Origin of the sequence: Pseudoalteromonas sp. Z1A2, from assembly GCF_011378755.1 — a bacterium.
Classification (GTDB): Bacteria; Pseudomonadota; Gammaproteobacteria; order Enterobacterales; family Alteromonadaceae; genus Pseudoalteromonas; species Pseudoalteromonas distincta.
Window position 1 is genome coordinate 32,189 of the sequence record NZ_WTKX01000017.1, and the last position, 24,153, is coordinate 56,341.

The 24,153-nt window shown below is 39.5% G+C and carries 18 protein-coding genes; 2 read left to right on the forward strand and 16 right to left on the reverse strand.

Annotation, left to right across the window (positions count from 1 at the left end):
• Nucleotides 1-18: 18 nt before the first annotated feature.
• The 15 genes from GQR47_RS12610 to GQR47_RS12680 all read right to left on the reverse strand — a co-directional run bounded on the left by GQR47_RS12610 (nucleotide 19) and on the right by GQR47_RS12680 (nucleotide 18,912).
• Nucleotides 19-4,107: a hypothetical protein gene (locus GQR47_RS12610; RefSeq protein WP_165723863.1), complete on the reverse strand. Its 4,089-nt coding sequence runs from the start codon at nucleotides 4,105-4,107 to the stop codon at nucleotides 19-21.
• A gap of 296 nt (nucleotides 4,108-4,403) precedes the next feature.
• Nucleotides 4,404-5,732 (reverse strand): hypothetical protein, encoded by a 1,329-nt coding sequence (locus GQR47_RS12615; protein ID WP_165723864.1) that lies wholly within the window; start codon nucleotides 5,730-5,732, stop codon nucleotides 4,404-4,406.
• A 44-nt stretch (nucleotides 5,733-5,776) separates the two neighbouring features.
• Nucleotides 5,777-6,382 (reverse strand): energy transducer TonB, encoded by a 606-nt coding sequence (locus GQR47_RS12620; protein WP_024597386.1) that lies wholly within the window; start codon nucleotides 6,380-6,382, stop codon nucleotides 5,777-5,779.
• 12 nt (nucleotides 6,383-6,394) lie between these two features.
• Nucleotides 6,395-6,808, reverse strand: coding sequence for a biopolymer transporter ExbD (locus GQR47_RS12625; RefSeq protein WP_004334764.1), 414 nt, complete (start codon nucleotides 6,806-6,808; stop codon nucleotides 6,395-6,397).
• A 53-nt stretch (nucleotides 6,809-6,861) separates the two neighbouring features.
• Entirely contained in the window at nucleotides 6,862-7,389 is a 528-nt protein-coding gene (locus GQR47_RS12630) for a MotA/TolQ/ExbB proton channel family protein (protein WP_010552929.1), read from the reverse strand.
• A 3-nt stretch (nucleotides 7,390-7,392) separates the two neighbouring features.
• Nucleotides 7,393-8,760, reverse strand: coding sequence for a MotA/TolQ/ExbB proton channel family protein (locus GQR47_RS12635; RefSeq protein WP_165723865.1), 1,368 nt, complete (start codon nucleotides 8,758-8,760; stop codon nucleotides 7,393-7,395).
• Nucleotides 8,761-8,770: 10 nt separating this feature from the next.
• Nucleotides 8,771-9,523 carry a DUF3450 domain-containing protein gene (locus GQR47_RS12640; protein ID WP_165723866.1) on the reverse strand — a complete coding sequence of 251 codons (753 nt, stop codon included), beginning with the start codon at nucleotides 9,521-9,523 and terminating at the stop codon, nucleotides 8,771-8,773.
• Nucleotides 9,524-9,774: 251 nt separating this feature from the next.
• The gene (locus GQR47_RS12645; protein ID WP_165723867.1) at nucleotides 9,775-10,389 is read right to left on the reverse strand and encodes a DsbA family protein; all 615 of its coding nucleotides are present in this window, start codon (nucleotides 10,387-10,389) and stop codon (nucleotides 9,775-9,777) included.
• Between the two features lie 13 nt (nucleotides 10,390-10,402).
• Nucleotides 10,403-11,485, reverse strand: coding sequence for a GGDEF domain-containing protein (locus tag GQR47_RS12650; RefSeq protein WP_165723868.1), 1,083 nt, complete (start codon nucleotides 11,483-11,485; stop codon nucleotides 10,403-10,405).
• A gap of 5 nt (nucleotides 11,486-11,490) precedes the next feature.
• On the reverse strand, nucleotides 11,491-13,380 hold the full coding sequence (locus tag GQR47_RS12655) for a methyl-accepting chemotaxis protein (protein ID WP_165723869.1): 1,890 nt from the start codon (nucleotides 13,378-13,380) through the stop codon (nucleotides 11,491-11,493).
• Between the two features lie 254 nt (nucleotides 13,381-13,634).
• Nucleotides 13,635-14,891 carry a sugar MFS transporter gene (locus tag GQR47_RS12660; protein WP_165723870.1) on the reverse strand — a complete coding sequence of 419 codons (1,257 nt, stop codon included), beginning with the start codon at nucleotides 14,889-14,891 and terminating at the stop codon, nucleotides 13,635-13,637.
• A gap of 88 nt (nucleotides 14,892-14,979) precedes the next feature.
• Nucleotides 14,980-15,870 carry a transporter substrate-binding domain-containing protein gene (locus tag GQR47_RS12665; protein WP_165723871.1) on the reverse strand — a complete coding sequence of 297 codons (891 nt, stop codon included), beginning with the start codon at nucleotides 15,868-15,870 and terminating at the stop codon, nucleotides 14,980-14,982.
• Nucleotides 15,871-15,948: 78 nt separating this feature from the next.
• Nucleotides 15,949-16,461: an RNA methyltransferase gene (locus tag GQR47_RS12670; protein WP_165723872.1), complete on the reverse strand. Its 513-nt coding sequence runs from the start codon at nucleotides 16,459-16,461 to the stop codon at nucleotides 15,949-15,951.
• On the reverse strand, nucleotides 16,461-16,973 hold the full coding sequence (locus GQR47_RS12675; protein WP_004334734.1) for a YcgN family cysteine cluster protein: 513 nt from the start codon (nucleotides 16,971-16,973) through the stop codon (nucleotides 16,461-16,463). The genes GQR47_RS12670 and GQR47_RS12675 overlap by 1 nt, the downstream gene beginning before the upstream one ends.
• A gap of 97 nt (nucleotides 16,974-17,070) precedes the next feature.
• The gene (locus tag GQR47_RS12680) at nucleotides 17,071-18,912 is read right to left on the reverse strand and encodes a DUF885 domain-containing protein (RefSeq protein ID WP_165723873.1); all 1,842 of its coding nucleotides are present in this window, start codon (nucleotides 18,910-18,912) and stop codon (nucleotides 17,071-17,073) included.
• Nucleotides 18,913-19,066: 154 nt separating this feature from the next.
• Here GQR47_RS12680 and GQR47_RS12685 point away from each other — a divergent pair, with 154 nt between their 5' ends.
• Nucleotides 19,067-20,344 carry an amidohydrolase family protein gene (locus GQR47_RS12685; protein WP_165723874.1) on the forward strand — a complete coding sequence of 426 codons (1,278 nt, stop codon included), beginning with the start codon at nucleotides 19,067-19,069 and terminating at the stop codon, nucleotides 20,342-20,344.
• Nucleotides 20,345-20,562: 218 nt separating this feature from the next.
• Complete coding sequence (locus GQR47_RS12690) at nucleotides 20,563-22,983, forward strand: TonB-dependent receptor (RefSeq protein WP_165723875.1); 2,421 nt, start codon at nucleotides 20,563-20,565, stop codon at nucleotides 22,981-22,983.
• A 139-nt stretch (nucleotides 22,984-23,122) separates the two neighbouring features.
• On the opposite strand, the gene adhP is transcribed toward GQR47_RS12690, so the two are convergent.
• Nucleotides 23,123-24,133 carry an alcohol dehydrogenase AdhP gene (gene adhP, locus GQR47_RS12695; protein ID WP_024596845.1) on the reverse strand — a complete coding sequence of 337 codons (1,011 nt, stop codon included), beginning with the start codon at nucleotides 24,131-24,133 and terminating at the stop codon, nucleotides 23,123-23,125.
• Nucleotides 24,134-24,153 lie beyond the last annotated feature (20 nt).

Consider the following 24,153-nt stretch of genomic DNA (forward strand, 5'->3'; position numbering starts at 1 on the left):
GCTATAATGTGGTTTGGATTAAAGACCTACCTTAACCCAACCTGCTGTCCAGTCTGTTTGTGCATCCATTGCACCAATGTAATCTACTGAATCAAAGTAACTATCTAGGCTTGAAGAATCAAAACCATTACCTAACAGTAATGACTCAGCCGAAGGCATATATCCGTTATCTGCTAAACCAAGGTCTGTGGCTGCTTGCACAGAGTTACCTGTTTGGCCTAAGAACCAAGACTCAACATTACCAGTACCAATTGCTTGCGTACCAAAGTTATTTGCTGTTTCACATGCAACAACTGAGTGAGTAACAGTTAATGTACCATCCTCTGCGCGAGGAGCTGAATCTGAACCTACACGTAAACAATTTGAATAATCTGCCCCGCCTGTCACAACCACGTTTTTAAGCATACCCGCAGTGCCTGCACGTAGACGTATACCGTTAACCCCAACATTACCAATAATAGTAACATTAGAAATTGTAGGCATTGTGAGTGGAGTTGCACTTGAATCAAACTCAGAGTTATCCGCCTCAATTGCATTATCACCTGTTGAGTCAGCTTGCTTGATAAGTACGTATTGCGCTTTACCCGTCCAACCAAATGACCAATCTAGTGAGTCATCACCAATATTAGTTAAAACCAGGTGACTGATGTTTGCAGTACCACCGAAAAATTCAACACCATCGTCCAGATTTTCATGAACGTGAATGTAATCAAGCTCTGTTTGACTACCAACACCAGCAAGCGTAATGCCGTTTAACTCATCTCCGTTACCAAGCGTTTTACCTGCTTGTTTAACTGCCACGTATTTTAAAGTACCTGAGTTATCTTCTGGGTCATTACCACCAAATTGGCCAGCGTCACCTTCAGCAGACACACCACAGTTTGCAAGCTCATCAGCGGTAGCATCGCCTTCTTGATCGCCACACGAGTTAGCCGGTGCATTACCTAAAAGCACTAAACCGCCCCATTGACCAATAGTCGTTTCGCCACCAGTAACATCTTCAATAGACGTCATAGTAATTGGCTGAGTTGCACTGCCCACAGCCTCTATTTTAGAACCACGGCGAACAACTAAAAAGTCATCACCCGACTCGCCAATAAGCGTAGTACCAAATTGAACATATAAAGTCGTTTCATCAGCGCGGTCATTACCTACGGCTGTACGGCCTTTTAGAATCCAATGGGCATCGTTAGTTAATGTTACGTCTGAAGTGAATACAACATCAGAAGTTAACTGATAAACTGGCTTGTCTGTTATTTCAGGAAAGCTTGCTGATACATCAGTAGCAAAACCCTGCTCTAAGGCATTTTGAATATCATCAGGAAAACTTGGTGTTATAGCGACTGTCCAACCATCCATCCAGTTATTATCGCCATCAAACGCACCAATATAATCTGTTTTAGTAAAGAACGAATCAAGGTCTGACGAATCAACACCCGAACCTAATAATGGTGAGCTAGATTTAGGTGTAAAGCCATCGGTTGCTAAACTAAGGACAGCAGCTGTTAGCGTTTGGTTACCTGTTTGGCCTTCAAACCAAGATTGAACGTTACCACCACCAATTGCTTCACTACCAAAGTTATTATCTTCACTACATGCCACTACTGAGTTTTCAATAGAAAGCTCTCCAGATTCTGCATTTGCTACAGAGTCAGAACCCACACGTAAACAGTTTGAGTAACCTTCAGGTCCTGTAATTACTACATTACGTAGAACGCCCGCTGTACCTGCACGTAAACGAACACCGTTAGTACCATCAGCACCTACAATTGTTACGTTAGAAATTAGTGGCTTTGTTAAAGGTGTAGCATTTGAATCAAATTCTGAGTTATCCGCTTCAATAGCGTTATCACCACCAACAGCACTTTGTTGAATATAAATATTTTGCGCACGACCTGTCCAACCAAACGACCAATCAAATGCATCATCACCAATGTCAGTAAGTACTATGTTACGAACATTTACAGTACCACCAAAAAACTCAACGCCATCATCAAGGTTTTGATGAACTTGGATATATTCTACTTTTGTTGCAGAGCCTACACCCGCAAACGAAATACCATTAAGCTCATCACCGTTACCGAGAGTTTTACCTGCGTGCTTAACGACAATATAACGAAGTACACCTGAGTTATCATCGCTAATATCGCCACCAAACTGACCAGCGTCACCTTCAGCTGATACACCACAGTTAGCAAGTTCTTCAGCAGTCGTTTCGCCAGTTTGATCGCCACACGAGTTAGCAGGAGCATTACCTAAAAGTACTAAACCGCCCCATTGACCAATTGTTGTTTCAGCGCCTGTTACATCTTCAATAGATGTCATTGTAATAGGTGCAGTTGCATTACCATTTGCGTTAATTTGCGAACCACGACGAACAACTAAAAAGTCATCACCTGATTCACCAATTAATGTCGTGCCTGCTTGAACATAAAGTGTTGTAGCGTCTGCACGGTCATTACCTACTGCAGTACGGCCATTTAAAATCCAATGTGCGTCATTTGTAAGTGTTACATCCGCTGTAAACGTTGTATCTTCAGCTAAGCGATATACTGGCTTATCTGTAATTTCTGGAAATTCGCTAGATACATCTGAGGCTAAACCTTGTGATAGCGCATTATCAATATCAGTAGGGAAGCCACCATTAATACCAACAGTCCAACCTTCCATCCAATTAGTTGAGCCATCAAATGCACCAACTTGCGTATTTGCAATAAGCGGCGAGCCAGCAAGTGGTGTATAACCGTTGTCATCTAGCATTAAATCAGCTGGGGTAAGTGTTTGGTTAGCGTCTTGGCCTTCAAACCAAGATTGTACATCGCCACCGTTAATAACTTCGCTGCCAAAGTTATTCGCTGCAGTTTGACAAGCAACTATAGAGTTTGTAATCGTAAGTGTGCCATCCTCTGCACGAGGTACTGAATCAGAACCTACACGTAAGCAGTTTTCATAAGTAGCTGGGCCCGTTACAAATACATTTTTAAGAACCCCTGCAGTACCCGCACGTAAACGAATGCCGTTATTGCCCTCAGCACCCACAATTGTAACGTTTGAAATAGTAGGTAGTGTTAATGGTGTTGCACTTGAATCAAATTCAGAGTTATCAGCTTCGATAGCGTTATCGCCTACGTTAGCCGCTTGCTGAATATAAACGTTTGTAGCTGAGCCCGTCCAACCAAAAGACCAATCTAGCGAATCGTCACCAATATTTGTAAGTACAACATTGCTTACATTAACTGTGCCACCAAAGAACTCAATACCATCATCAAGATTTTCATGTACTTGAATATAATCAACCGTAGTTGCAGAGCCAACACCGGCAAACGTAATACCATTTAACTCATCACCATTACCTAACGTTTTACCGGCTTGCTTAACAAGTACATACTTTAAAGTACCTGAATTATCATCACTGATATCGCCACCAAACTGACCTGCATCACCTTCAGCCGACACACCACAATTAGCAAGTTCATCAGCTGTTGCTTCACCTTCTTGGTCGCCGCAAGAATTTGCTGGCGCGTTACCTAATAATACTAAACCGCCCCACTGACCAATCGTTGTTTCTTGAGCTGTAACATCTTGAATTGAGGTCATTGTAATGGGCTGACTTACAGTCCCTACCGATTCAATTTGTGAACCGCGACGAACAACTAGGAAGTCATCTCCTGTTTCGCCAATAATCGTTGTACCTTGCTGAATATAAAGCTTGGCGTTATCTGCGCGATCATTACCAACCGCAGTACGGCCATTTAAGATCCAGTGTGCGTCGTTTGTTAACGATACATCAGTAGTGAACACGGTATCTGCAGCTAAGCGATATACGGGCTTATCTGTAATAGATGTAAACTCACTAGAAACATCAGTTGCTAAACCTTGAGTTAGTGCATTATCAATATCAGTAGGAAAGCCAGTGGTAGCATTTTGTGAATCATCACGTGATGACGTTTCACCACTTGTATCGTCACCGCCTTCAATAACGTTAGTTACTGTATCACCTTCATTAATAGTTGTGTCGCCTTCAGATACTACTAAGTCTCCACCACAACCAGCTAAAGATACTGCAGTTGCAATCAAACTTACTTTGAATAAGTCAGATAATTTCATTGTTCACTCCGTTAAAGTATTTAATTATTTTTTAGGTGCTCAAATAAACTCAAGTCACCATAAAACACTTAAATAATGCTTTAAGGTCACTTGAGTTTAGCTGCGGTTACAATACGGGAGACTTATGACAAAGTAGTTACAGTTTAATAACCATAAGATGACAAAAGTAACTTATTTAAAATCAAATAATTGAATGCTTTTAGAGACGATAAAAACCGCCCTGAGGCGGTTTTAGTGTTGCGATTATGAACTGGTTTTACACGCGTTACTTGTTAATTAGTAAAGCGCTTTAAAATTTACAGTAAAGCTGTTCTAAGTGTTTCTGCATGCACTTTTTCGCGCTTTACATATTTGATCCACTGCTGTGCTAAACGCTGAGATTTTTTATGTTTTTCTGCCTGCTCGAACGCTAAAATTGATGCATCAAAATTTTGCATGTTGTACTGCGCCATACCCAGTGCAACAAATGCATTTGATTCAAAATCAAGACCACCTTTATCAAGTGCTTTACGCGCTGCATCGGCGGCTTCTTCATATTGCTCTGTATTTACAAATACTTCGGCTAAACGTTGATCGTATTTACCGTGCTCAGATAAATCAGCAGCTTTTGCAAAGTAGGTAATAGATTTTTCATCTTCTTTAGCTTGGATCATCGCCTCGGCAACAAAAGCGTAGTTTTTTGCTGTTTTTTCAGCAATATCTTTATCAATGGCATCGCTCATCACTTTTGCAGCTTTAAACGCTAAACCATTGTATAAATACACTTGCGCTAATTGGCGTAAATCAGATTTAGAGGTTAAAAATCCTTGCTGGTAAGCGGCTTCAATTACCGCCAACTGTTGTTTTTCCCTACCTGTTTCACCATACATACCCGATAACTGCACCCAATACTCAGGCTTATTATAAAGCTTTACCATGCGCTCAAGTACTTCAACAACTTTGTCAGCTTGATTAAGCGAGTAATACATTGCACGCTGAAGTACTAACCAGTTTTCCTTAGGAATTTTACCTTCGCTATCACTTAAGGAGATAACTTGGGAGATATACTCAAGCCCTTTTTTATAATCCTTTAACTGATAGTATGTTTGAGCCCTTAACAAGTAGTAGCCTTCTGTTTTAGGCTGAGTGTTAATACTGTCCCAATCATCTAAAAAAGAGATAACTTTAGTGTAATCACTATTAGCCATAGCCAGTTGAGCCAAGCTAAATGTAGTGCTTAAACGAAGTGACTCAGGAATGGCTTCCTCAGCTACCACTTTTTCAAACGAGGCAATCGCTTTTGGTAAGTCGTTTTCGTTGTAATAAATAAACCCGTAAAAGTTATGCATCATTGCCACTTCGTACGAGTTCATGCTTGCAGCTCGCTCTTGAATGCTATCAAGCGCTTCAAGTCCACCTTTAACATCACCATCGTCTGCAAGTTTTTGGGCACGAGCAAGCTGGCTATAAACCTTTTCACGTAGTGCTGGTACACGTTTCGTTTTTTGTTCTTGCTCTGCATATGCCGTAGCTACATGTAGCCCTGGAATTAGGCTTAGAGCACTTGGTGTAACAATACTTGTACTGATCGCAGCGGTACAAAATAGTGTTAACTTTAAAAGTTTAGCTGTAGGTAGTAATTTCATAATCGCCTCGCATTTCTGTCCGTTTACTCGTGGTTAATTACTAATTAACCGCTAATTTGGAAAGATATTTTGTTCTGAACACCCGCAACTTCAACGGCTTCACCGTTTACTACGCGCGGTTTATATTTAAATTTAAGGGCTGCATCCATCGCAGCTCTATCAAAAAGTGACTCAGGCTCTGCTTTTACTACTTGTGGGTCGCGTACAGTGCCTTGTTTAGTTACTGTAAATTCAACAATCACGTAGCCTTCTATGCCACGTGATAACGCACGGCGCGGATAAACTGGGGCCACCTTTACAATCGGTAAGTATTCACCATCACTTGTTTCAAGTGCTAACCCGCCGGCTAAATTTACATCCGCATCTACATTGGCACCAAAGTCAAAGTTGTTAGCATTTGCTGTAGCATCACTATTTTGCATTTGCGGTGATTCCATTGGTGGTGGCGGCTCTTTTGGTGTTGGTGGCTTTTGTGGCTTACGCTCTTTTTTTTGTACGGTTTCTTCTTTTTTCAAGCGAACAAAATCAAGTACGTTACCCTTAACCGGATCCGTCATAGCGCCTTCACCGCCAGTGATCAGTGCCTGCATGCCTAAAAACAACATAAAGGTCACTACACCGGCTATCACTAATGCAACTAAATATCGCAACATAACTAGCCCTTAAGACGCATCTTGTGCGGCAATTGATACATCAAATGCGCCCGCCGCGCGCGAGGCATCCATCACCTTTATTAACATTTCGGTAGTGGCTTTTTTATCTGCTTGAATCACAACGCTACCTTGTGGATTTTCTGCTTTTAAACGCTCGATATTGGCTTGTACTGCGCGTACATCAATTTGACGTTTATTAATCCAAATCTCGCCTGTATCAGAAATAGCCACTAAAATATTAGCACGCTCTTTTTTAACAGCTGTTGCGGCTTCTGGGCGGTTTACATCAATACCGGCTTCTTTAACAAAAGAGGCAGTTACAATAAAGAAAATAAGCATGATAAATACAACGTCTAACATTGGGGTCATGTTTATTTCTTCAGCTTCGTCTTCTTGAAATAGGTTTCCTAACGGGGCTCTCATTTTTATTCTCCTAGGATAAGTGGCTTTATATAAGCCGCTTATCAAAATTTTGCTTAATGGTCTAAAACCATGCTGTCTTGTAGTAGTTCTACTTCGCGCTTAGCTTTTCGTTGTAAGTACGTTGAGGCAAATACCCCAGATAACGCACCTACCATGCCTGCCATTGTCGGAATAGTTGCTTTAGATACCCCTGATGCCATTGAACGCGCACTACCTGTGCCAGTAATTGCCATTACATCAAACACTTCTATCATGCCCGTCACCGTGCCTAACAAACCAAGTAGCGGGCACAAAGCAACCATCACATTAATCAAAGAAAGATTGGTGTTTAAGCGCATACCAGCTCGCGATATCATAGCTTCGCGTATTTGCTCTGCATTCCAGCTATCTCGTTCTGCACGGTTAATCCAATTGGCTTTAAGAGCGTGTTTATAGCTTCTAAAACCATTAAAAAAGTAAATAAATCGCTCGAGTATCAATAACCACATCGCGAAGATTAACACCCCGATGACCAAGAGAACTTGGCCACCAGTGTCGAGAAAATCACGGATAGCATTGATTGAATCAATCAATAGCACCATGGTTTATGCTCCTTTCTCGCTTCGCTCTGCAATAATACCGGCGCTCTGCTCTTGAATAGTTAACAAGATATTTTTAGCGCGCGTATTAAGTAAGGTGTATAAAAATACCGTTGGTATGGCGACCACTAAGCCCAATACCGTTGTTACTAGCGCTTGAGAAATACCACCCGCCATAAGCTTAGGATCCCCAGTACCAAATAAGGTGATTGCTTGGAATGTATTGATCATGCCGGTTACCGTACCTAATAAACCTAGTAGCGGCGCAACAACAGAGATGATTTTGATAAGTGTTAAATTACGCGTCACTTTTGGCATTTCACGTAAAATAGCTTCACTTAGTTTAAGCTCCAGTGTGTCGTGTGAAACACTTGGAAATTGATCTTTTACTTTCATTACGCGTCCAAGCGGATTGTCATCACGTGCAACTGTATCTTTAAGCTGGCGACGAATTTTACCGCCCATAATCAATAGTGAGAAAAAACGCTCAAGTGATATAAGAAGTGCAATAACACCTACGCCTAAAATCACATAACCCACTGTGCCACCTTGATGAACACGTTCTTGTGTATCAGGTGCTTGTACTAATAAACCAAGAATAGAGCCGCCTGTTGGGTCAAGTGCAAATTGCACCACGCCACTTTTAGTGCTTTGTAGCTCTTCTGCTGTTGCAGTAAAGCGCGATACAGGTTGGCGAGTTAATTCACTCAAAGAATTAGTCGAGGAGTTAAACTCTAAATACTTACCGTTTGATACGAGGTTAAATGCGCCCACTCGCACAACTTCTTGCTGTGCTTTAGTACCGCCTTCAACAATAACACTTGCGTTAAAACGACTTACTTTACCTTGCTCGGTCATTTCGCGTTGTAATTCAAACCATACTTTTTCAATATCTTCTATTGACGCAAGTTTTGAAGTTGAGCCCATCTTTTGAGCAAGGTCATCCATAAACGTACTGCGTCCATCAATCTGAGCAGATACTATTGATGTCGCAAACTTATTACTAGAATCCCCTGCAACTTGTTGAAGAACGCCAAACAACTCTTTAAGCGAACCCATGCGTTTAGAAAGCGTGTCTGTTAAGTTAGCAAGTTTTACTTCGTTTTCTTCAAATTGCGTTTCTAGACGTTCAGATTCCACCAGCATTTGATTGCGCTTTGCTTGGGTATTTTTAAGTGTTTGTACTTGCTCGTTTTGGCGAGCAGCAAACTCTTGTTCACGTTGTTTATTTTGCTCGCTTTGAGCTGATTTACCATTTTCGAGCGTTTTAAGTAATGAATCTAAGTTCATTGGCTCTGCCGCTATACTTGCACCAGTAATGCTTAGGCTTGCAGCAAAAAGAGCTATTTTTGTCATTTGAGTAAACAATTTCATTTTCAACCTCTTATTCTGCTGCATGTACTGGCAGAGTTAACATATCTGGGGCAAGTTGTTTACGCGCAATGCGTAAACCTTTATTAATTTGGCTTATTGTAGAGTCTGGTAATGCTTCAAATGATTTTGTATCTGCATTCCAACTACCTGCTTTTTTGCCATCGCGTGTTAGGTAAATAAGCTCTAAACGGCCAATGCGTAAAAAATCAACTTCACGCTCTTTGTCATCCACATTTAAAAGTGCGGTATAAGCTTCAATAGTGCGCCCGTAGTCAACTTCTACTTGATACGCTTCAAGTACACGGCGAAATTTTTCACTTGAGTTAATATCAGCACGATTCATCATTTCTTTTAAAGACGTAACGCGCTTAGTGCGCTCATCAGCTAAAAATGGAACATCTAAAGATACAAACTGCTCAAGACCTTCAATCATTCTAAGCATTAGCGGAGTAATTTGACGTTCAATAATAGAAACCTGATCCATTGACAGGTTTAAAGATTCCATCTCTTCTATTTGATTATTTAATTGTTTAGTTAGCTGGGCGTTGTATACAGCTAAACCATCAATCTCTTTATTGAGGGTTTTAAATTGCTGTAAACGTCCTTGCATTGAATCTGCAATCTTGTCTATTTTTGTTTGTGATTGCGCAGCTGATTTATTAATTTCACTGCTTTTATCAATAACCTTATCTAAATCGTTTGCGTGTACTGCTGCACTTGCGGCCACAATACCAGCTAAGATTAATGGTTTAACGCCTTTCATCGCATACACCTTTACTCGTTAGTTAGCGGATTTGCTAGTTTGTTTTTTTAGGTCATAAACTTTGTTATATAAATAATTTATGACTTAATAATTCAATGAGCAGGAGTTTATAGATGAAACATGACAAGGATGTTGCGCAAAAAAGTCGCTTTTATGACAATGGTAACAATTAAGACTTACGAGGAAGTTTTAACGCGAATAAGGGTACTTGCTGGCCAAATACCCCTTATTAAGAAGATGCAAGAAGGTGGTTAATCCAAAATTGAATTAATTTGATTAAGAGAATAGTGCCAATCGGTATAATTAATTTCTATAGGGTGAGCTTTATTATCTTTAATAAGCACCAGTGAGGGAAAACCTTGAATTGGTAAAGTGCGAACAAACGATAACTCAGCTTTAAATTCATCATTAAGCTCGCTTGATGTTAGCTGCTCCGAAAACTCATCTTTATTTAAGCCAATTTTTTCAGCCAAACTAATTAATGTACTTTCATCAGACGGGTTTTGTGCGTTTAGGTAATAAGCGTGTTGAATAGCAGCCACCATTTGAGCTTCTTTACCCGCTTTACGCGCTATAAGTGCAGCTCTGCATGCGGGATACGTTGAACGCCTTGGCTGGCAGTTGCGCCAAAAGTTATAATTAAATTGCGTACCTAACTGCGCTGAAATTTTATGCCAAGTCCCCTCAAGCATCTCTTTCATATTTTGTGGCATTGGGTCTTGGCTATCGGGAGCAAGACCACCTACTTTATATTCTATTGCCACTTTACCAGCAAGCTCTGATTTTAGCTTAAGCCAGGTTGGTGAGTAACCCCAACACCAACTACACATTGGGTCATGAACATATATTAACTTACTTTGAGACATATTAATCCTTCAACTAGTTCGAGACGACTCTATTGCGACCTGAAGCCTTTGCACTATATAGAGCTTCATCAGCTTGCTTTAATGAATCATCATAATCAGTTACTTTATTTACTTGGGAAATACCAATGCTACAGGTGATTGAAATACGCTGCTTGTCATCAGTAAATATAACATGCCCTGCCACGGCTTCTCGAAATTTGTTCGCAATTACAGAGGCTGCAGAGGCTGTGAGCTGCGGTAAAATAACAACAAATTCCTCACCGCCATAACGGGCCTTTAACGCAGTTGCCAAAAATTGAGACTCAAGAAGTTTGGTAAATTCTATCAATACCGTATCACCAAAATCGTGGCCATGCGTATCGTTTAAAGATTTAAAATTATCTAAATCAATTAACAAAATTGAAAAAGGTAAGTACTGCTCTGGGCGTGTTTGAGCAAGCTTTAAAAAATGAGAGGTAATAAAACGCCTATTTGCTATGCCAGTAAGGGGGTCAGTATAAGCATCTTGTTTTTGCTCTAGCGTAATATCGGCAATAGCCATGTGGCTTTTATGCCTAAAATACTCACCAATAAATGAGAATAAAAACACCATAGAAAAGGACGCTATAAAACGTGTTTTTTCTACGTTGCCATAGCTAACTTGACCAAAGTCAGGGCCGTATAAAATAACAATACAAGAAAACAGTAAGGTACAGCCTAACCAAGCACCTAATCTAACCCCTAAAGATGCAAACGTTACGACAGGATAAAACATTAGCCAATATAGCGCGGTATTATCTTTACCGCCGGTATAAACAAGTGCAATAAACATCATGCACACAATGCTCATACTTATTAATGCCACAACTTGCAGATTACCCGTTTTTATAAAATAGATAGAACAGCTTATATTTGTAATGTTAACGATAATTAATGAAGCGGTCAGTAGTGGCGAATAAAGCTTATAATTAAAAAACACTAATACTGCGATCAACACAATTGAAATCCCAATCATGGTAAATAAGGAAAACGCTTTGCGTTGCATGTCTGAGCTATAAACACTGTCGATATTTATCAGACTGAGCCAATTTGGTTTATTAACATTTTTTTTAGTCATTAATTTTATACTTTAAACTTTTGAACCATATTTTCTAAAGCACTAAACTGTTGTTTTAGTTTGGTACATTCGTCAAGCGTGTCATTTAAGTTGGCCTTGCCTTGTATACAAAGCGAATTAATTGTTTGAATATCTGTATCTAATAACTTAACAACTTGGTTTTGCTCATCTGTTGCAGTGGCCACAGAGTGATTTGCATCGTTAATTTGTTGAATCGCTTGTATAACATGGCTCATTAAATTGCCAACAGCATCGGCTTGTTGCACGCTTTGTTCACTGCCTTCAAGGCTTGTTTTCATAAGCTCTACCGCAAGGTTTGAGCCTTTTTGCAACTGACTAACCGTGTCTTCAATCTCTTGCGTTGACTGTTGAGTGCGGTGCGCTAATTGGCGAACTTCATCTGCTACAACGGCAAAACCGCGTCCCGCCTCTCCTGCTCTAGCGGCCTCAATTGCGGCATTAAGTGCCAATAAATTCGTTTGTTCACTTACACCTTTAATAACTTCAAGCACTTGGCCAATACTGGCTGTATGCGTATTTAAACTGTTTATAGTTTGCTGAGCTTTTTCCATATTACCCGAGAGCTGGTGGATAGTTGCAACACTGTGGCTTAATGCTTCTTGGTTTTGTGTTGAATGTTCATCTGCATTTTTAGCAAGCTGCGATGCACTCTCTGCATTACTTGAGATATCCATTGATGTGGCAGAAAACTGGTTGATAGCCGCTGCAACAATATCCGTTCGTTTACTTTGATCATCATACATAGACAGCGAAGAATGTGTTTGTGATACCAAGCTCTCAATAGCTGTATCTAATTGCTTTGTAGACTCTTTTACTTGCTCTATTGAATGCTGAATTTTTTCGATGAAAATATTAAATGAATGACTTAAGTCGCCAAACTCGTCATCATTTTCAACGGTTAAACGCCTTGTTAAATCGCCCTCACCTTGTGCTATATCTTTAATAGCATCGTTTAAACGATTCATTGGCTGCATTAAATAGCGTAATAAAAGCTGCATCATAATTATAATAGTGATAATTCCTATCACCATAAAAACAGCTGCGGTTTGGCCAAAATTAGAGACACTGGCATACGCTTTATCTTTGTCTATAACAACACCTAGGTACCAATCTACGTTTTCAATATCACTAATTTTTGTAAACGAAATAAGCTTAGACTCTCCGTTTATCTCGTACTGGGTAAACTCACTTTGTAAAGGTGTATTGGTTCCAAAGATGTCTGATGTATTTTTTAAGTTTAACTGAGCATTTGGATGGCTTAACACTTGGCCTTTATTATCGAGTAAAAAACCATAACCGAGTCCTAAAAAGTCAATATCGTTGATAATTTTTGTCACGGTCTGCATATCAATATCGGCACCTGCAACGCCGCTAAACTGGCCATTTTGGAGTATGGGTACTACCGCTGAAATTGTAAGCTCGTTAGTAGTCACATCAATATAAGGAGTTGTAAAAGCGGTATTTGATTTGTTTTCGACTAATTTATACCAAGGGCGAGAAGTCGCATCAAAATCTGCAGGTAAAACGACTGATTGATCGTTTAATATAAACGTGCCGCTGGATTTACCTATATACGTATTTTTAAAGCTTCCAGCAAGCTCTGCTGTATTTAATTGTGAAAGGGTGAGTGCTTTAGAATCATTCGCTTTATGGGTTTTAGCAATTGATATAACAATCGCCAACTTTGCATTTAACCAACTCGCTATATTTTGTGAAACAGATTCGGAATTTTGTTGCAATACCAAGCTTAACTGCTGCTCGGTTTGCTTGCGCATTGCAATGTAGTTATTAAAAGTAAATAACCCTAGCACCAAAACCAAAATTAAGGAGGCTGCAATAGTCACTTTGGAAGTAAATTTCAACGAGTTAAGCATATACACCCTTTTTATTATTTATCGTTATTAGCCTTACTGTTTTAGCAAAAATTTAGCTAAATGTCCTAGTAAAAGAGACTTACAGTTAGGTTATTGATGAAAAATAAGAATAAAGGATTGTAAAACAAAAGGCTTTCGTGGGTAACTGGCTAATATTAAATAATTAATGACTAGATTTATTTTTATGGAACGTTCCCATTAAATATAGTTTTATAAGTGACTGAATACGTATTCAGTCACTCTTGTATAGTCTGTTATTTCCACTTATTTGCTAAGCGAACAACATTTAAACCGTACCATGCAATAAATACATAACATAACATTGGAACAAAAAAGCTTTGCTGTATATTTACTGTATCAGCTATAAACCCTTGCAGTAATGGTACAAGTGCACCACCAACAATTGCTAAACATAACCAGCCAGAACCTTTGCTCGTCAATGATCCTAGTCGCTCGATTGCAACTGAAAATATAGTCGGGAACATAATTGAGTTAAATAAACCAATTGCCAATACTGAGTATAAAGCGACGTCACCTTGAGTAAAAATAGTGATCAATAATAGCGCAATAATACTAAATGCATTAAACGCTATAGCTTTAGAAGGTGCTATCTTTTGTAATAATACAGAGCCTATAAAACGCCCTACCATTGCCCCGCCCCAGTAATAACTAATAAGTGCGGCCGCAGTATGCTCTTCAAGCCCTGCTATGTGCGCCTCACCAAAGTAGTTAACTAAAAAGCTGCCAATGGCAACTTCCCCGCCTACGTAGCAAAATATAGCAAGTACACCCATAGTTAGGTGCGGTGCTTGCATTAACGAACGAGATTCAATTGCTGTATTATTTTCCTCTTTGTGGGCTTCAATTTCTGGAAGCTTTATAAAGGCAAATACAATAGCGATAAGCAATAAAGCGCCAGCAAGCATTAAATAAGGCACTTTTACAGATTCAGCAGTTGCTGCCGATGCGGCTAAACTACCTGCCGTACCGAAAAATAATAAACCACCAACATAAGGCCCAACGGTAGTACCAAGCGCATTAAGTGCTTGTGCTAAATTTAGACGAGAAGAAGCTGTTTTTTCACTGCCAAGAGCTGCAACATAAGGGTTAGCAGAAACCTGAAGTACAGTTACACCAGCAGCAAGTACAAATAAAGCGCCTAAAAATAGCCAATATTCATGTACTACAACAGCAGGGTAAAACAACATACACCCCATTGAAGCCACAATTAAACCAGTTAAAATTCCTTTTTTGTAACCAAATTGCTTAACTAAAAGCCCCGCAGGAATAGAAACAATAAAGTAAGCCCCAAAAAAGCAAAACTGTACTAGCATCGCTTCAAAAAAGCTCAAATCAAATACGCCTTTTAAGCGTGGTATTAGTACATCGTTTAAAACAGTAATAAAACCCCATAAAAAAAATAGGGTCGTCATTGCAGTCAGTGGAAACAGATAATTTTTATTTGGCTGTTCGTTGACCGCGAATGATTGGTTTGTATTTATTTCACTCACGTCGTTTTCACTCCATTAACAAGTTGAAAACGATTTTACATGTTTAAATATAAATTAGTCAGCCCACTTATGGAACGTTCCAGTGGCGTTATTCACATTGCGTGTTGGTCGCTCTAACAATTCGGTCTATTTCGCCACTGTTATTAAACTGATAAAGCCCTTCGTTTATATCCTCTAATACTAAAAGCCAATTATGTGCACGCTTACTAATGGCAAAATATAACGAGTTATATTGCAAAGGAATGCTTTCTTGCTCAATGGAAGAAAGCAAAGACTGTTTTTCAGGTTTAGTTAAAGAGGAGTAAGCCACAGATGATTTCAAAGCTTGAGGATCGCCTATGACCAAATCAACACGTTTAGCAGTCAGTAGCTTAACAAGCTGTAAGTCATCAACAGAGGCGATAACTTCAAACTCACCATTGTCCATCATGGCATCAAACTCTGGCGTATTTTGATACCCTCGAACAACACCAATCTTAAGCCCTTTGAGCGAGTTCAAGTTTCCTGTGAAATGGTCTGTATCGCCTTTCCTTTTTAAAAAAGCAATTTCGCCACCTTTAAACGAATTAGATAAGCCGAGTAATTCTCGACGTGTTTCACCATCAACATAATCGGAGGGGGCTGTATCTTCTATAAAGTATTCAGGCATTAGTATGTCAGCCCTGCCTAGTTCTACATTTCGTACCGCTCTTGCCCAAGGCAAAAATTCAATATATACGCTGTAGCCCTTACTATTTAACAAGGCAATTGAAAATTGATAAACCCAGCCTTTATTACATACATTATTACCAATATAGGGAGGCCAATCGAGTGTGGCTAGATGAAGTGTTTGTTTGGAGTTTTTAGCTTCATAGAGCACCCCTGATTTATGGGAATGCCCAGTTAAAGTGTGTTGAGTACCATTTTGAAAATACTCAACCGATGTTTCAGCAAAACTATTACTAGTTGTTAGCAATAATATAAAATAAAACCAGCGCATTTTAGTATCTATTTGTGATTAATAGTGTTTTTAAGTTTAGCTACTACTAACACTTTTGCACAAATAAACCTTAACTAATCAGCTTTTTTGCCACCTCATTTTATTGTTTGTATCACGAGAGCTAATAATAGTATCGTCACTACTCTCAACGCCGCCTAATTTAGCTAAGCGATCATACAAAACTACATTACAGGTTGCCGCTAAGTTCATGCTGCCAATAGTTGGAATATAAACAACCTCATCGCACCACTTTAAGACGTCTTTTGATACAGAGCCATCTTCGGGGCCAAATACATAAAATGCATTTTCAGGATGTTTAAACCCAGGTAAAGGTGTTGCACCTTCAATAAGCTCAATAACCACAACCGTTGCGCCTTGTGGCTTTATTGCTTCTAAATTATCTGTTTCGGTTAAAGGAATACGCTCCACTACATTTTTTGTATCTGTATGGAACTTTTTGGCGTTTAAGTAGCGATTGCCTGTAAAAAAAACTTGTTTAGCGTCATAACAGCCAGCTGCTCGCAATACACCGCCAACATTAGTCGGGCTTTTAGGATTGATTAAACCAATTACGGCTTGTTGTTTACTCATTAATCTACGTCCTTTGTTGGCCATTCTGCAATGTACAAATCAAAGTCGTCGAGCTTTACATCGCAATCTTTTACTGTTTTGTCTTTTACAGAAATACCTAGCTCATGCATCTTTGTTTTATCACCATTATTTAATAACGGATGCCAAGAAGCCAAACCACGACCTTCATGTAAACGACGGTAACTGCAGCTTTGTGGCATAAAAAAGATGTCTTTAAGGTTTTCTTTTGTGAGTTTTACACAAGAAGGAACAAGCGTTTGGCGGTTTTCATATTCGCTACAACCACAGGTGTTGTTATCAAGATACTGACATACAATATTAGTAAATATTAATTGCTCACCTTCGCGTAACTGATCGGTGGCGGTAAATTCGTCTTCATCTTCGCTATCAATAAACGTATTTAAACAACATTTTCCGCATCCATCACAAATGGCTTCCCATTCGTTTTGACTCATGTCGCTTAAGCTTTTTTTAAGCCAAAATTGTGTATTTGCTAATTGTTGATCAAACATAGTTTACTCGTGCCCCCTAAAGAGCGCGCATTCTACCGTATTGCTGTAAATGGCGCAAAGCCAATACCCTTTCAAAGTACTGGCTTTGCGCTACAAATTAGCTTTGAGATTTAACCCAACGCTTAATTTTTTCCTCAAGGATTGGCATTGGTAATGCGCCATCAATTAATATTTGCGTGTGAAACGCTTTAATATCAAATTTATCACCGAGTTCTTTTTTAGAAAAATCACGTAATTCTTGAATTTTAAATTGCCCTAACTTGTAAGAAAGCGCTTGTCCTGGCCATGCAATATATCGCTCTACTTCAGCAATTACATCACTTTTAGCCATAGATGAATTTGCAAGCATGTAATCTATACCTTGTTGACGCGTCCACCCTTTTGCATGAAAACCAGTATCAAGCACTAAACGCATTGCGCGTAATTGCTCATCCGATAAACGTCCATACCACATATAAGGGTCGGTAAATAAGCCTAGCTCTTTGCCTAAGCTTTCTGCGTAAAGCGCCCAACCTTCTGCGAACACGGTATAGCCACCAAATTTACGAAAATCAGGTAAGCCCTCTATTTCTTGCTGAAGTGCTATTTGAAAGTGATGACCTGGGGCTGCTTCGTGAATCGATAAAGTTTCGAGTAAAAATTTAGGCTGCGCTTTTAAGTTATAAGCATTGATATAAAAAATACCAGGGCGAGAGCCATCAGGCGCCGGAGATGCATAGGATGCACCTGCTGCCGACTGCGCTCTGTAGGCTTCAACTGCTTTTACAACGTAAGGTGCTTTGGGTGCTATGTTAAAAAGTAGAGGTAAACGCGCATCTATTTTTTTCTTAACGTTTTCATATGCCGCAATTAACTCCTCGGGCGTGTCGTAGTAAAATTCATCTGAATCGCGTAAATGATCAAAAAATTCAGATAGCTCACCTTTAAAGCCTACGGTTTCTTTTACTTTTTTCATTTCGCTTAAAATGCGCGACACTTCACTTAAACCAATGTCATGAATTTCGTCTGCAGATAAGCTAAGCGTTGTGTTTTTCTTAATTTGGTATTCGTACCATGCTTTACCGTTTGGTAAGTCACTGTAACCTACGCTTTCTCGACTATTAGGAATATATTGATTAGCTAAAAAGTCACTCATACTTTTATAAGCCGGTACTAAGTGCTGCATAATCAATTGACGATACTGCGCTGTAATTTTTTGCTTTTGTTGTGCGCTAAACGATTCTGGTAATTTTTTAATTGGTCCCCAAAATAATGAATCTTCGGCATTTTTAACTACATGAGCTGCAAATTGTGGCTGTAATTTTTCAGCAAGTGGTTTTGGTAACGTAATACCTAGTTTGATGCCTTGCGCCATTGAACGCTCTACACTTGCAAGCCACTTTACAAAACCTTCGCTACGCGAGATAAAAGCCGTGTAATCTTCAACGGTATTAAACGGCTGAGCACTTTGACCTGAACCAAAACCTGCAAAGGTGTTATGCGCACCCGCCATTTGATTTATTGGTAGTAAATAATCAGGGAACTGCATGCCTTCTAATTTAAGTGCAAGGTCACGCTCTAATATTTCAAAACTTAAAAGCGATTGCCCTGTTAACTGTGCTTTATCTATAAAGTTTAATCGCTGTTGATATTTTTTATAAAAAGCGGCTTTTTTAGCTCTATTTTCTTTTGAAATCACAGGCGTGAATTGATCGTTAAACTCATTACGACCATTGTACGTTGCGCTGATGGGGCTATATGTGAGCGATTCATCGTAATACTGTGCAACAAGTACATCGAGTTGTTGCTCTGCTGAAAGCTCTGAAACAATACCTGCTGATGCGTTAACTGTGTTTAACTGCGTACTGGTATTAGTCTGTGTACTAAGCTCAGTATTCATACAGCCACTTAAAGCAAACATAACGCCACTGGCAACTAATGCTAATTTAATTGATTTCATGATAATCCTTTTTAATATCGTTTTTTAATTATGCGCATTAAACCGTGCTTAATAAAGAAATTACGATAGATTGCATTCATCGTATTAAATTTGCACTTTTATCTGAACTTGTTACATTTCTATTAATTCAAATATGATTTAAAAGAAAAATAAAATGAAAAAACAACTACTCAGCACCTCTATTGCCTTACTCTGCTTAACCGCTTTTAATAGCCATGCAGTTACATACCTATCGGCTAAAGCCATGGTTGATGTTAAAGATGGCAAGCTCATTAAATCACCCTTAATTACTATTGATGATGGCGTAATTACAAACATTGAACAAAATAAAAAACCAACGCTAACTAAAGATGATAAACATATTCAACTCCCTGATTTGACCCTTATGCCTGGTTTAATGGATATGCATGTGCATTTAACGAGTGACCCTACGGTGCCGCGCAGTGAACGTTTAGGCCAGTCAGTTCCTAGAATGGCGATTAAAGCGGCTCATTTTGCTAAAAAAACCTTAGAAGCTGGATTTACAACAGTACGTAATGTTGGCGCAGAAGGTTACAGCGTCATAGCCGTGCGTGACGGCATAAATGCGGGTGACATAGTTGGCCCTCGTATTTGGGCTGCAGGCCCATCACTCGGCATTACTGGCGGGCACTGTGATAACAACCGCCTGCCTCCTGAGCTTAAATATACTTCAAGTGGCGTCGCAGACGGTCCATGGGCTGCGCGTATAAAAGTACGCGAAAATATTAAATACGGGGCAAATGCTATTAAGTTTTGCGCCACAGGTGGAGTATTTTCAAAAGGGACTAAAGTAGGTGCACAGCAGTATTCTTTTGAAGAAATGAAAGCCATTGTTGATGAAGCCCATATGCGAGATTTACCAGTAGCTGCTCACGCACACGGTACAAGCGGTATAAAAACAGCCATTAAAGCAGGTGTTGATAGCGTAGAGCATGCCAGCTTTTTAGATGACGAAGCGATAGCGCTTGCCAAAGAGCATGGAACTTGGCTTTCTATGGATATTTATAACACCGAATACACACTCACTTATGGCGAGCAAAACGGCGTAGACGAAGAAAACCTAAATAAAGAGCGCCAAGTTTCTAAAAGGCAACGTGATAGCTTTAGCCGTGCTGTAAAAGCGGGTGTTAAAATGGTCTTTGGTACCGATGCAGCAATTTACCCGCACGGAGATAATGCAAAACAGTTTAGCCGCATGGTTGAATTTGGCATGACAGAACTACAAGCCATTCAAGCATCAACTATTAATAGCGCTAAGTTATTAAAAATGGATACTCAGTTAGGACAAATTAAAACCGGATTTGCAGCTGATATAATTGCGGTAAAAGCAAATCCTCTTAAAAGTATTAAAACCTTAGAGGCAGTACCTTTTGTAATGAAAGCAGGTGTTGTTTATAAAAACCAGTTGTAAATACACGCTATTAAGGCTGAGTTTACTCAGCCTTAATAAAACTCTCACCTATATTGAATATGCCATAAAAGGGTCACCGCCCCCCTATTAGACTAGCTTTTGTCTATTAATTATCCGAACAGTTTTATTTAATCAAATAAAATGAACTTTCTATTCACTTTAAAAACAATAACCATTATCATTCGCGAAAATTCAATAACGCGAATAGTTATCACTCTATGAAAACGTTTAAGTACTCTCTTATTACTCTTGCTTGTTTAAATGCAAATATGGCATTTGCCCAAAATACACAAGTTGATGCTGATATTGAACGCATCAGCGTATACGAAAAGCAAAACCGCGTGGTGATGAGCTCTGGTCTTGCTACTAAATCAGACATGTCTTTAATGGAAACTCCTGCACCGGTTGTAATTATTGACCGAGAACTGATTGAATCCCAAGGTGTAGATAGCTTACAAGATTTAGTTAGAAACGTAAGTGGCTTAACACAAGCAGGTAATAATTACGGTATTGGTGATAACTTAGTAATTCGTGGTTTAGATGCAAACTACACCTACGATGGTATGTATGGTGGTGCAGGCCTGGGGAATACATTTAACCCAACTCGTTCACTTACAAATGTTGAATCTGTTGAGGTTTTAAAAGGCCCTGCAACAGGTTTATATGGCATTGGTAGCGCAGGTGGCGTAATTAACCTAATTGAAAAAAAGCCAGAGTTTGAAGAAAAACACAAAGTATCGGCTGAGCTTGGCCAGTGGGATAGCTATTCATTATCGTTTGATAGCACTAACGCTATAACAGATGATTTAGCTTATCGTGTTATGGCTAAAACAGCGTCAAGTGACGGATTTCGCGATTTAAAAGAAGATCGCGACGAAATTTATACCTCACTTAAATACGTGCTTAATGACAGACAAAACATCATGCTTTCTGCAGCCTATATAAAAGATGAAATAGCGGTTGATTCTATTGGTCATCCTATTCGTATTTACAGTGCAGAAACTGCAAACGGCTTAAGCGCGGGTGAAGTAACTGGTGCCGATTTAGTAAACGATCCGACAGGAAGCGGCGTACAGTTAAGTGATGCACAGCGCGACCAACTTGCTAATTCATTATCAGCATTTGATGGCTTAACACCTTATAGCTTTGGCACAAATGGTATTATTTCACCAATGGCTGATGCTAACGAAGGTGAAGAGCTGCGTTTTAAATTAACGCATAACTATTACATTACTGACGATTTATTTTTAAACCAGCAGCTACAGTACCGTAACTACACATCAAGTTTTGCGCGCCAAACAGGTGCATATAACTACGTATATTCAACACGCGATGGAATAATTAATAACGACCCTCGTGCTCCATTAGTTGAAGACGGTGTACTTTACCCGTATGCAGCACGCCGCCAAGAATACCGCCAAGTAGAAGCAGATGAAAAATCATGGCAGTACTTCTTAGATTTACGTTATGACTTTATGTTAGGCGACGTAGATAACGAATTACTAGTTAACGCCAACTACGAAGATAGAGATATTCGTTTTAAACAATTCTCAATATGGGATCAAGATTACGTACTCACAAACAATGATGGTGATGTAACGTACCAAGGTTCGTTGCCGTATATTTACGATATAAGAGAACCAAATTGGCCAACCGGTAACTTTGAAGATTACGATCCGCTTAAAACAAGTGACTACAATAAAAAAGTACAAGCATGGGGCTTAGGCATTCAACATGTTGGTTACATAACTGAAGAACTTACGACGCGTATTGGTGTGGCGTATAACCGAATTGAGCAAACTTATGAGCACTTTGGTGTTGATGAGCGCTACAGTTCTAGCCGTGCAGAGCCAACACCTGAAGCGAGTACATCAGATTCTGGCTTAACGTATAACCTTGGTGCAACGTATCAGCCATCTGAAGATTTATCTGTATTTGTAAATCATTCAAAAGGGCGTACAGCGTATAGTGTATTAGGCTCTGTGGCAGGTAACGAAGCTGACCGTGAAGATTCAGAGTCTATAAGTAACGACCTAGGCTTTAGATTTAAAGCATTTGATGACCAACTACTCGCATCTGTTGTTATATTTGAAAGCTCTCGTACTAATTTAGAATACGCAAACCCGCTTTATGACGCATTAACATCAGGCTCAGATGTACCTGAAAGCTATTATGATGGTAAAGAGCAAACAAAAGGTGTTGAGCTTGATTTAAATGCTTACTTGAACGATAAATGGAAAGTAAACGTAAACGGTATTTATCAAGATGCACGTGACAAAAGTAATCCTAATAGCAGCAGTTACGACACACGCCAAAAAGGTGTGCCTTACGTAACAGCAAGTACGTGGGTAACCTACTACGCAGATATGTTTAATTTACCTGAAGCTGTAAATATAAGTGGTGGTATTACGTTTGTAGATAACAGAAGTACTAATTCAAGTTCATTCTCGATTCCTGATGGTTATGTACCAAGTTATACGACTTACGATACAGCTGTATCGTATACAACTGATAAATGGCATATGCAGTTAAACTTAAATAACTTGTTCAACAAAAAGTATTACTCAAAAGCTATGTTTTTAGGTGGTATGCCAGGGGAAGAGCGTAATGCAAAACTAAGTTTTAGTTACACACTTTAATTGGTTAACCTGAACTCTGGATAAATAAATCTATCTCAAGCAGCTATTTTCAGCGCTCAGGTTAGTTAAATACTTAAAAAGCACGGTTTTCTAATTTAGAAGCCGTGCTTTTTTGTGTTTTATAAACGCTTAATCTAAATTAAATAGTAACCACTATGCGACCGTTAATTTCACCTTTGAGCATATCATCAAAAATTTCGTTAATGTCCTCTAAGCGTTTTTCTTCAATAATCGCTTTTACTTTACCTTGAGCGGCAAATTCCAAGCATTCTTGCAAATCTTTACGTGTACCAACAATAGAGCCAACTACTGAAATGCCATTAAGCACAGTATCAAAAATAGGAAGTGGCATATCCTCTGGAGGTAATCCCACTAATACGCATTTACCGCCACGGCGTACACTTTTATAGGCTTGTTCAAACCCCGCTTTAGACACCGCAGTACACACAACACCATGCGCGCCACCGACTTGTTCAAAAATAGCTTCGCTTGGAACCACCTCTTTAAAATCGAGGGTGATATCTGCGCCTAGCTCTTTAGCAAGCGCGAGTTTTTCTTTACCTGTATCAACAGCTATTACATTAAAACCCATTGCTTTAGCGTACTGTACTGCTAAATGACCAAGCCCGCCCACACCAACAATAGCAACCCACTGCCCTGGTTTAGCACCGGATACTTTTAATGCTTTATAGGTTGTAACACCTGCACAAAATAATGGAGCAGCCTCAGAAAAACCGAGTTCTTCTGGTATTTTTACAACGTAGTCGCCATGCGCTAAACAATATTCTGCATAACTACCGTCAATAGAATAGCCAGTATTGTGCTGCGATAAACACAGTGTTTCTTTACCATCTAGGCAAAACTCACAGTGCCCACATGCACTATAGAGCCAAGGAATACCGACTCTATCGCCAACTTCTAAGTGCTTAATGTTGCTTCCGACTTTTTCGATAACACCGACACCTTCGTGCCCTGGTACTAATGGCATTTTTGGTTTTACTGGCCAATCCCCATGACAGGCATGTAAATCGGTATGGCAAACGCCACAGGCCGCTATTTTTACTAAAACATCATTTATTCCCACCTCAGGAATTGGTAAGTCTGTTATTTCTAATTTACCTTTGTATTGAGTATTAATTGCAGCTTTCATAGTCATTCCATCGTATGTGA

What these genes read in the sequence shown, in the direction of transcription:
- GQR47_RS12680 (WP_165723873.1), bottom strand. Translation starts at nt 18,912, where the DNA reads ATGAAATCAATTAAATTAGCATTAGTTGCCAGTGGCGTTATGTTTGCT.
- GQR47_RS12645 (WP_165723867.1), bottom strand. Translation starts at nt 10,389, where the DNA reads ATGTCTCAAAGTAAGTTAATATATGTTCATGACCCAATGTGTAGTTGG.
- GQR47_RS12635 (WP_165723865.1), bottom strand. Translation starts at nt 8,760, where the DNA reads ATGAAATTGTTTACTCAAATGACAAAAATAGCTCTTTTTGCTGCAAGC.
- GQR47_RS12670 (WP_165723872.1), bottom strand. Translation starts at nt 16,461, where the DNA reads ATGAGTAAACAACAAGCCGTAATTGGTTTAATCAATCCTAAAAGCCCG.
- GQR47_RS12610 (WP_165723863.1), bottom strand. Translation starts at nt 4,107, where the DNA reads ATGAAATTATCTGACTTATTCAAAGTAAGTTTGATTGCAACTGCAGTA.
- GQR47_RS12625 (WP_004334764.1), bottom strand. Translation starts at nt 6,808, where the DNA reads ATGAGAGCCCCGTTAGGAAACCTATTTCAAGAAGACGAAGCTGAAGAA.
- GQR47_RS12655 (WP_165723869.1), bottom strand. Translation starts at nt 13,380, where the DNA reads ATGCTTAACTCGTTGAAATTTACTTCCAAAGTGACTATTGCAGCCTCC.
- GQR47_RS12615 (WP_165723864.1), bottom strand. Translation starts at nt 5,732, where the DNA reads ATGAAATTACTACCTACAGCTAAACTTTTAAAGTTAACACTATTTTGT.
- GQR47_RS12650 (WP_165723868.1), bottom strand. Translation starts at nt 11,485, where the DNA reads ATGACTAAAAAAAATGTTAATAAACCAAATTGGCTCAGTCTGATAAAT.
- GQR47_RS12685 (WP_165723874.1), top strand. Translation starts at nt 19,067, where the DNA reads ATGAAAAAACAACTACTCAGCACCTCTATTGCCTTACTCTGCTTAACC.
- GQR47_RS12640 (WP_165723866.1), bottom strand. Translation starts at nt 9,523, where the DNA reads ATGAAAGGCGTTAAACCATTAATCTTAGCTGGTATTGTGGCCGCAAGT.
- GQR47_RS12630 (WP_010552929.1), bottom strand. Translation starts at nt 7,389, where the DNA reads ATGGTGCTATTGATTGATTCAATCAATGCTATCCGTGATTTTCTCGAC.
- GQR47_RS12675 (WP_004334734.1), bottom strand. Translation starts at nt 16,973, where the DNA reads ATGTTTGATCAACAATTAGCAAATACACAATTTTGGCTTAAAAAAAGC.
- GQR47_RS12665 (WP_165723871.1), bottom strand. Translation starts at nt 15,870, where the DNA reads ATGCGCTGGTTTTATTTTATATTATTGCTAACAACTAGTAATAGTTTT.
- GQR47_RS12690 (WP_165723875.1), top strand. Translation starts at nt 20,563, where the DNA reads ATGAAAACGTTTAAGTACTCTCTTATTACTCTTGCTTGTTTAAATGCA.
- adhP (WP_024596845.1), bottom strand. Translation starts at nt 24,133, where the DNA reads ATGAAAGCTGCAATTAATACTCAATACAAAGGTAAATTAGAAATAACA.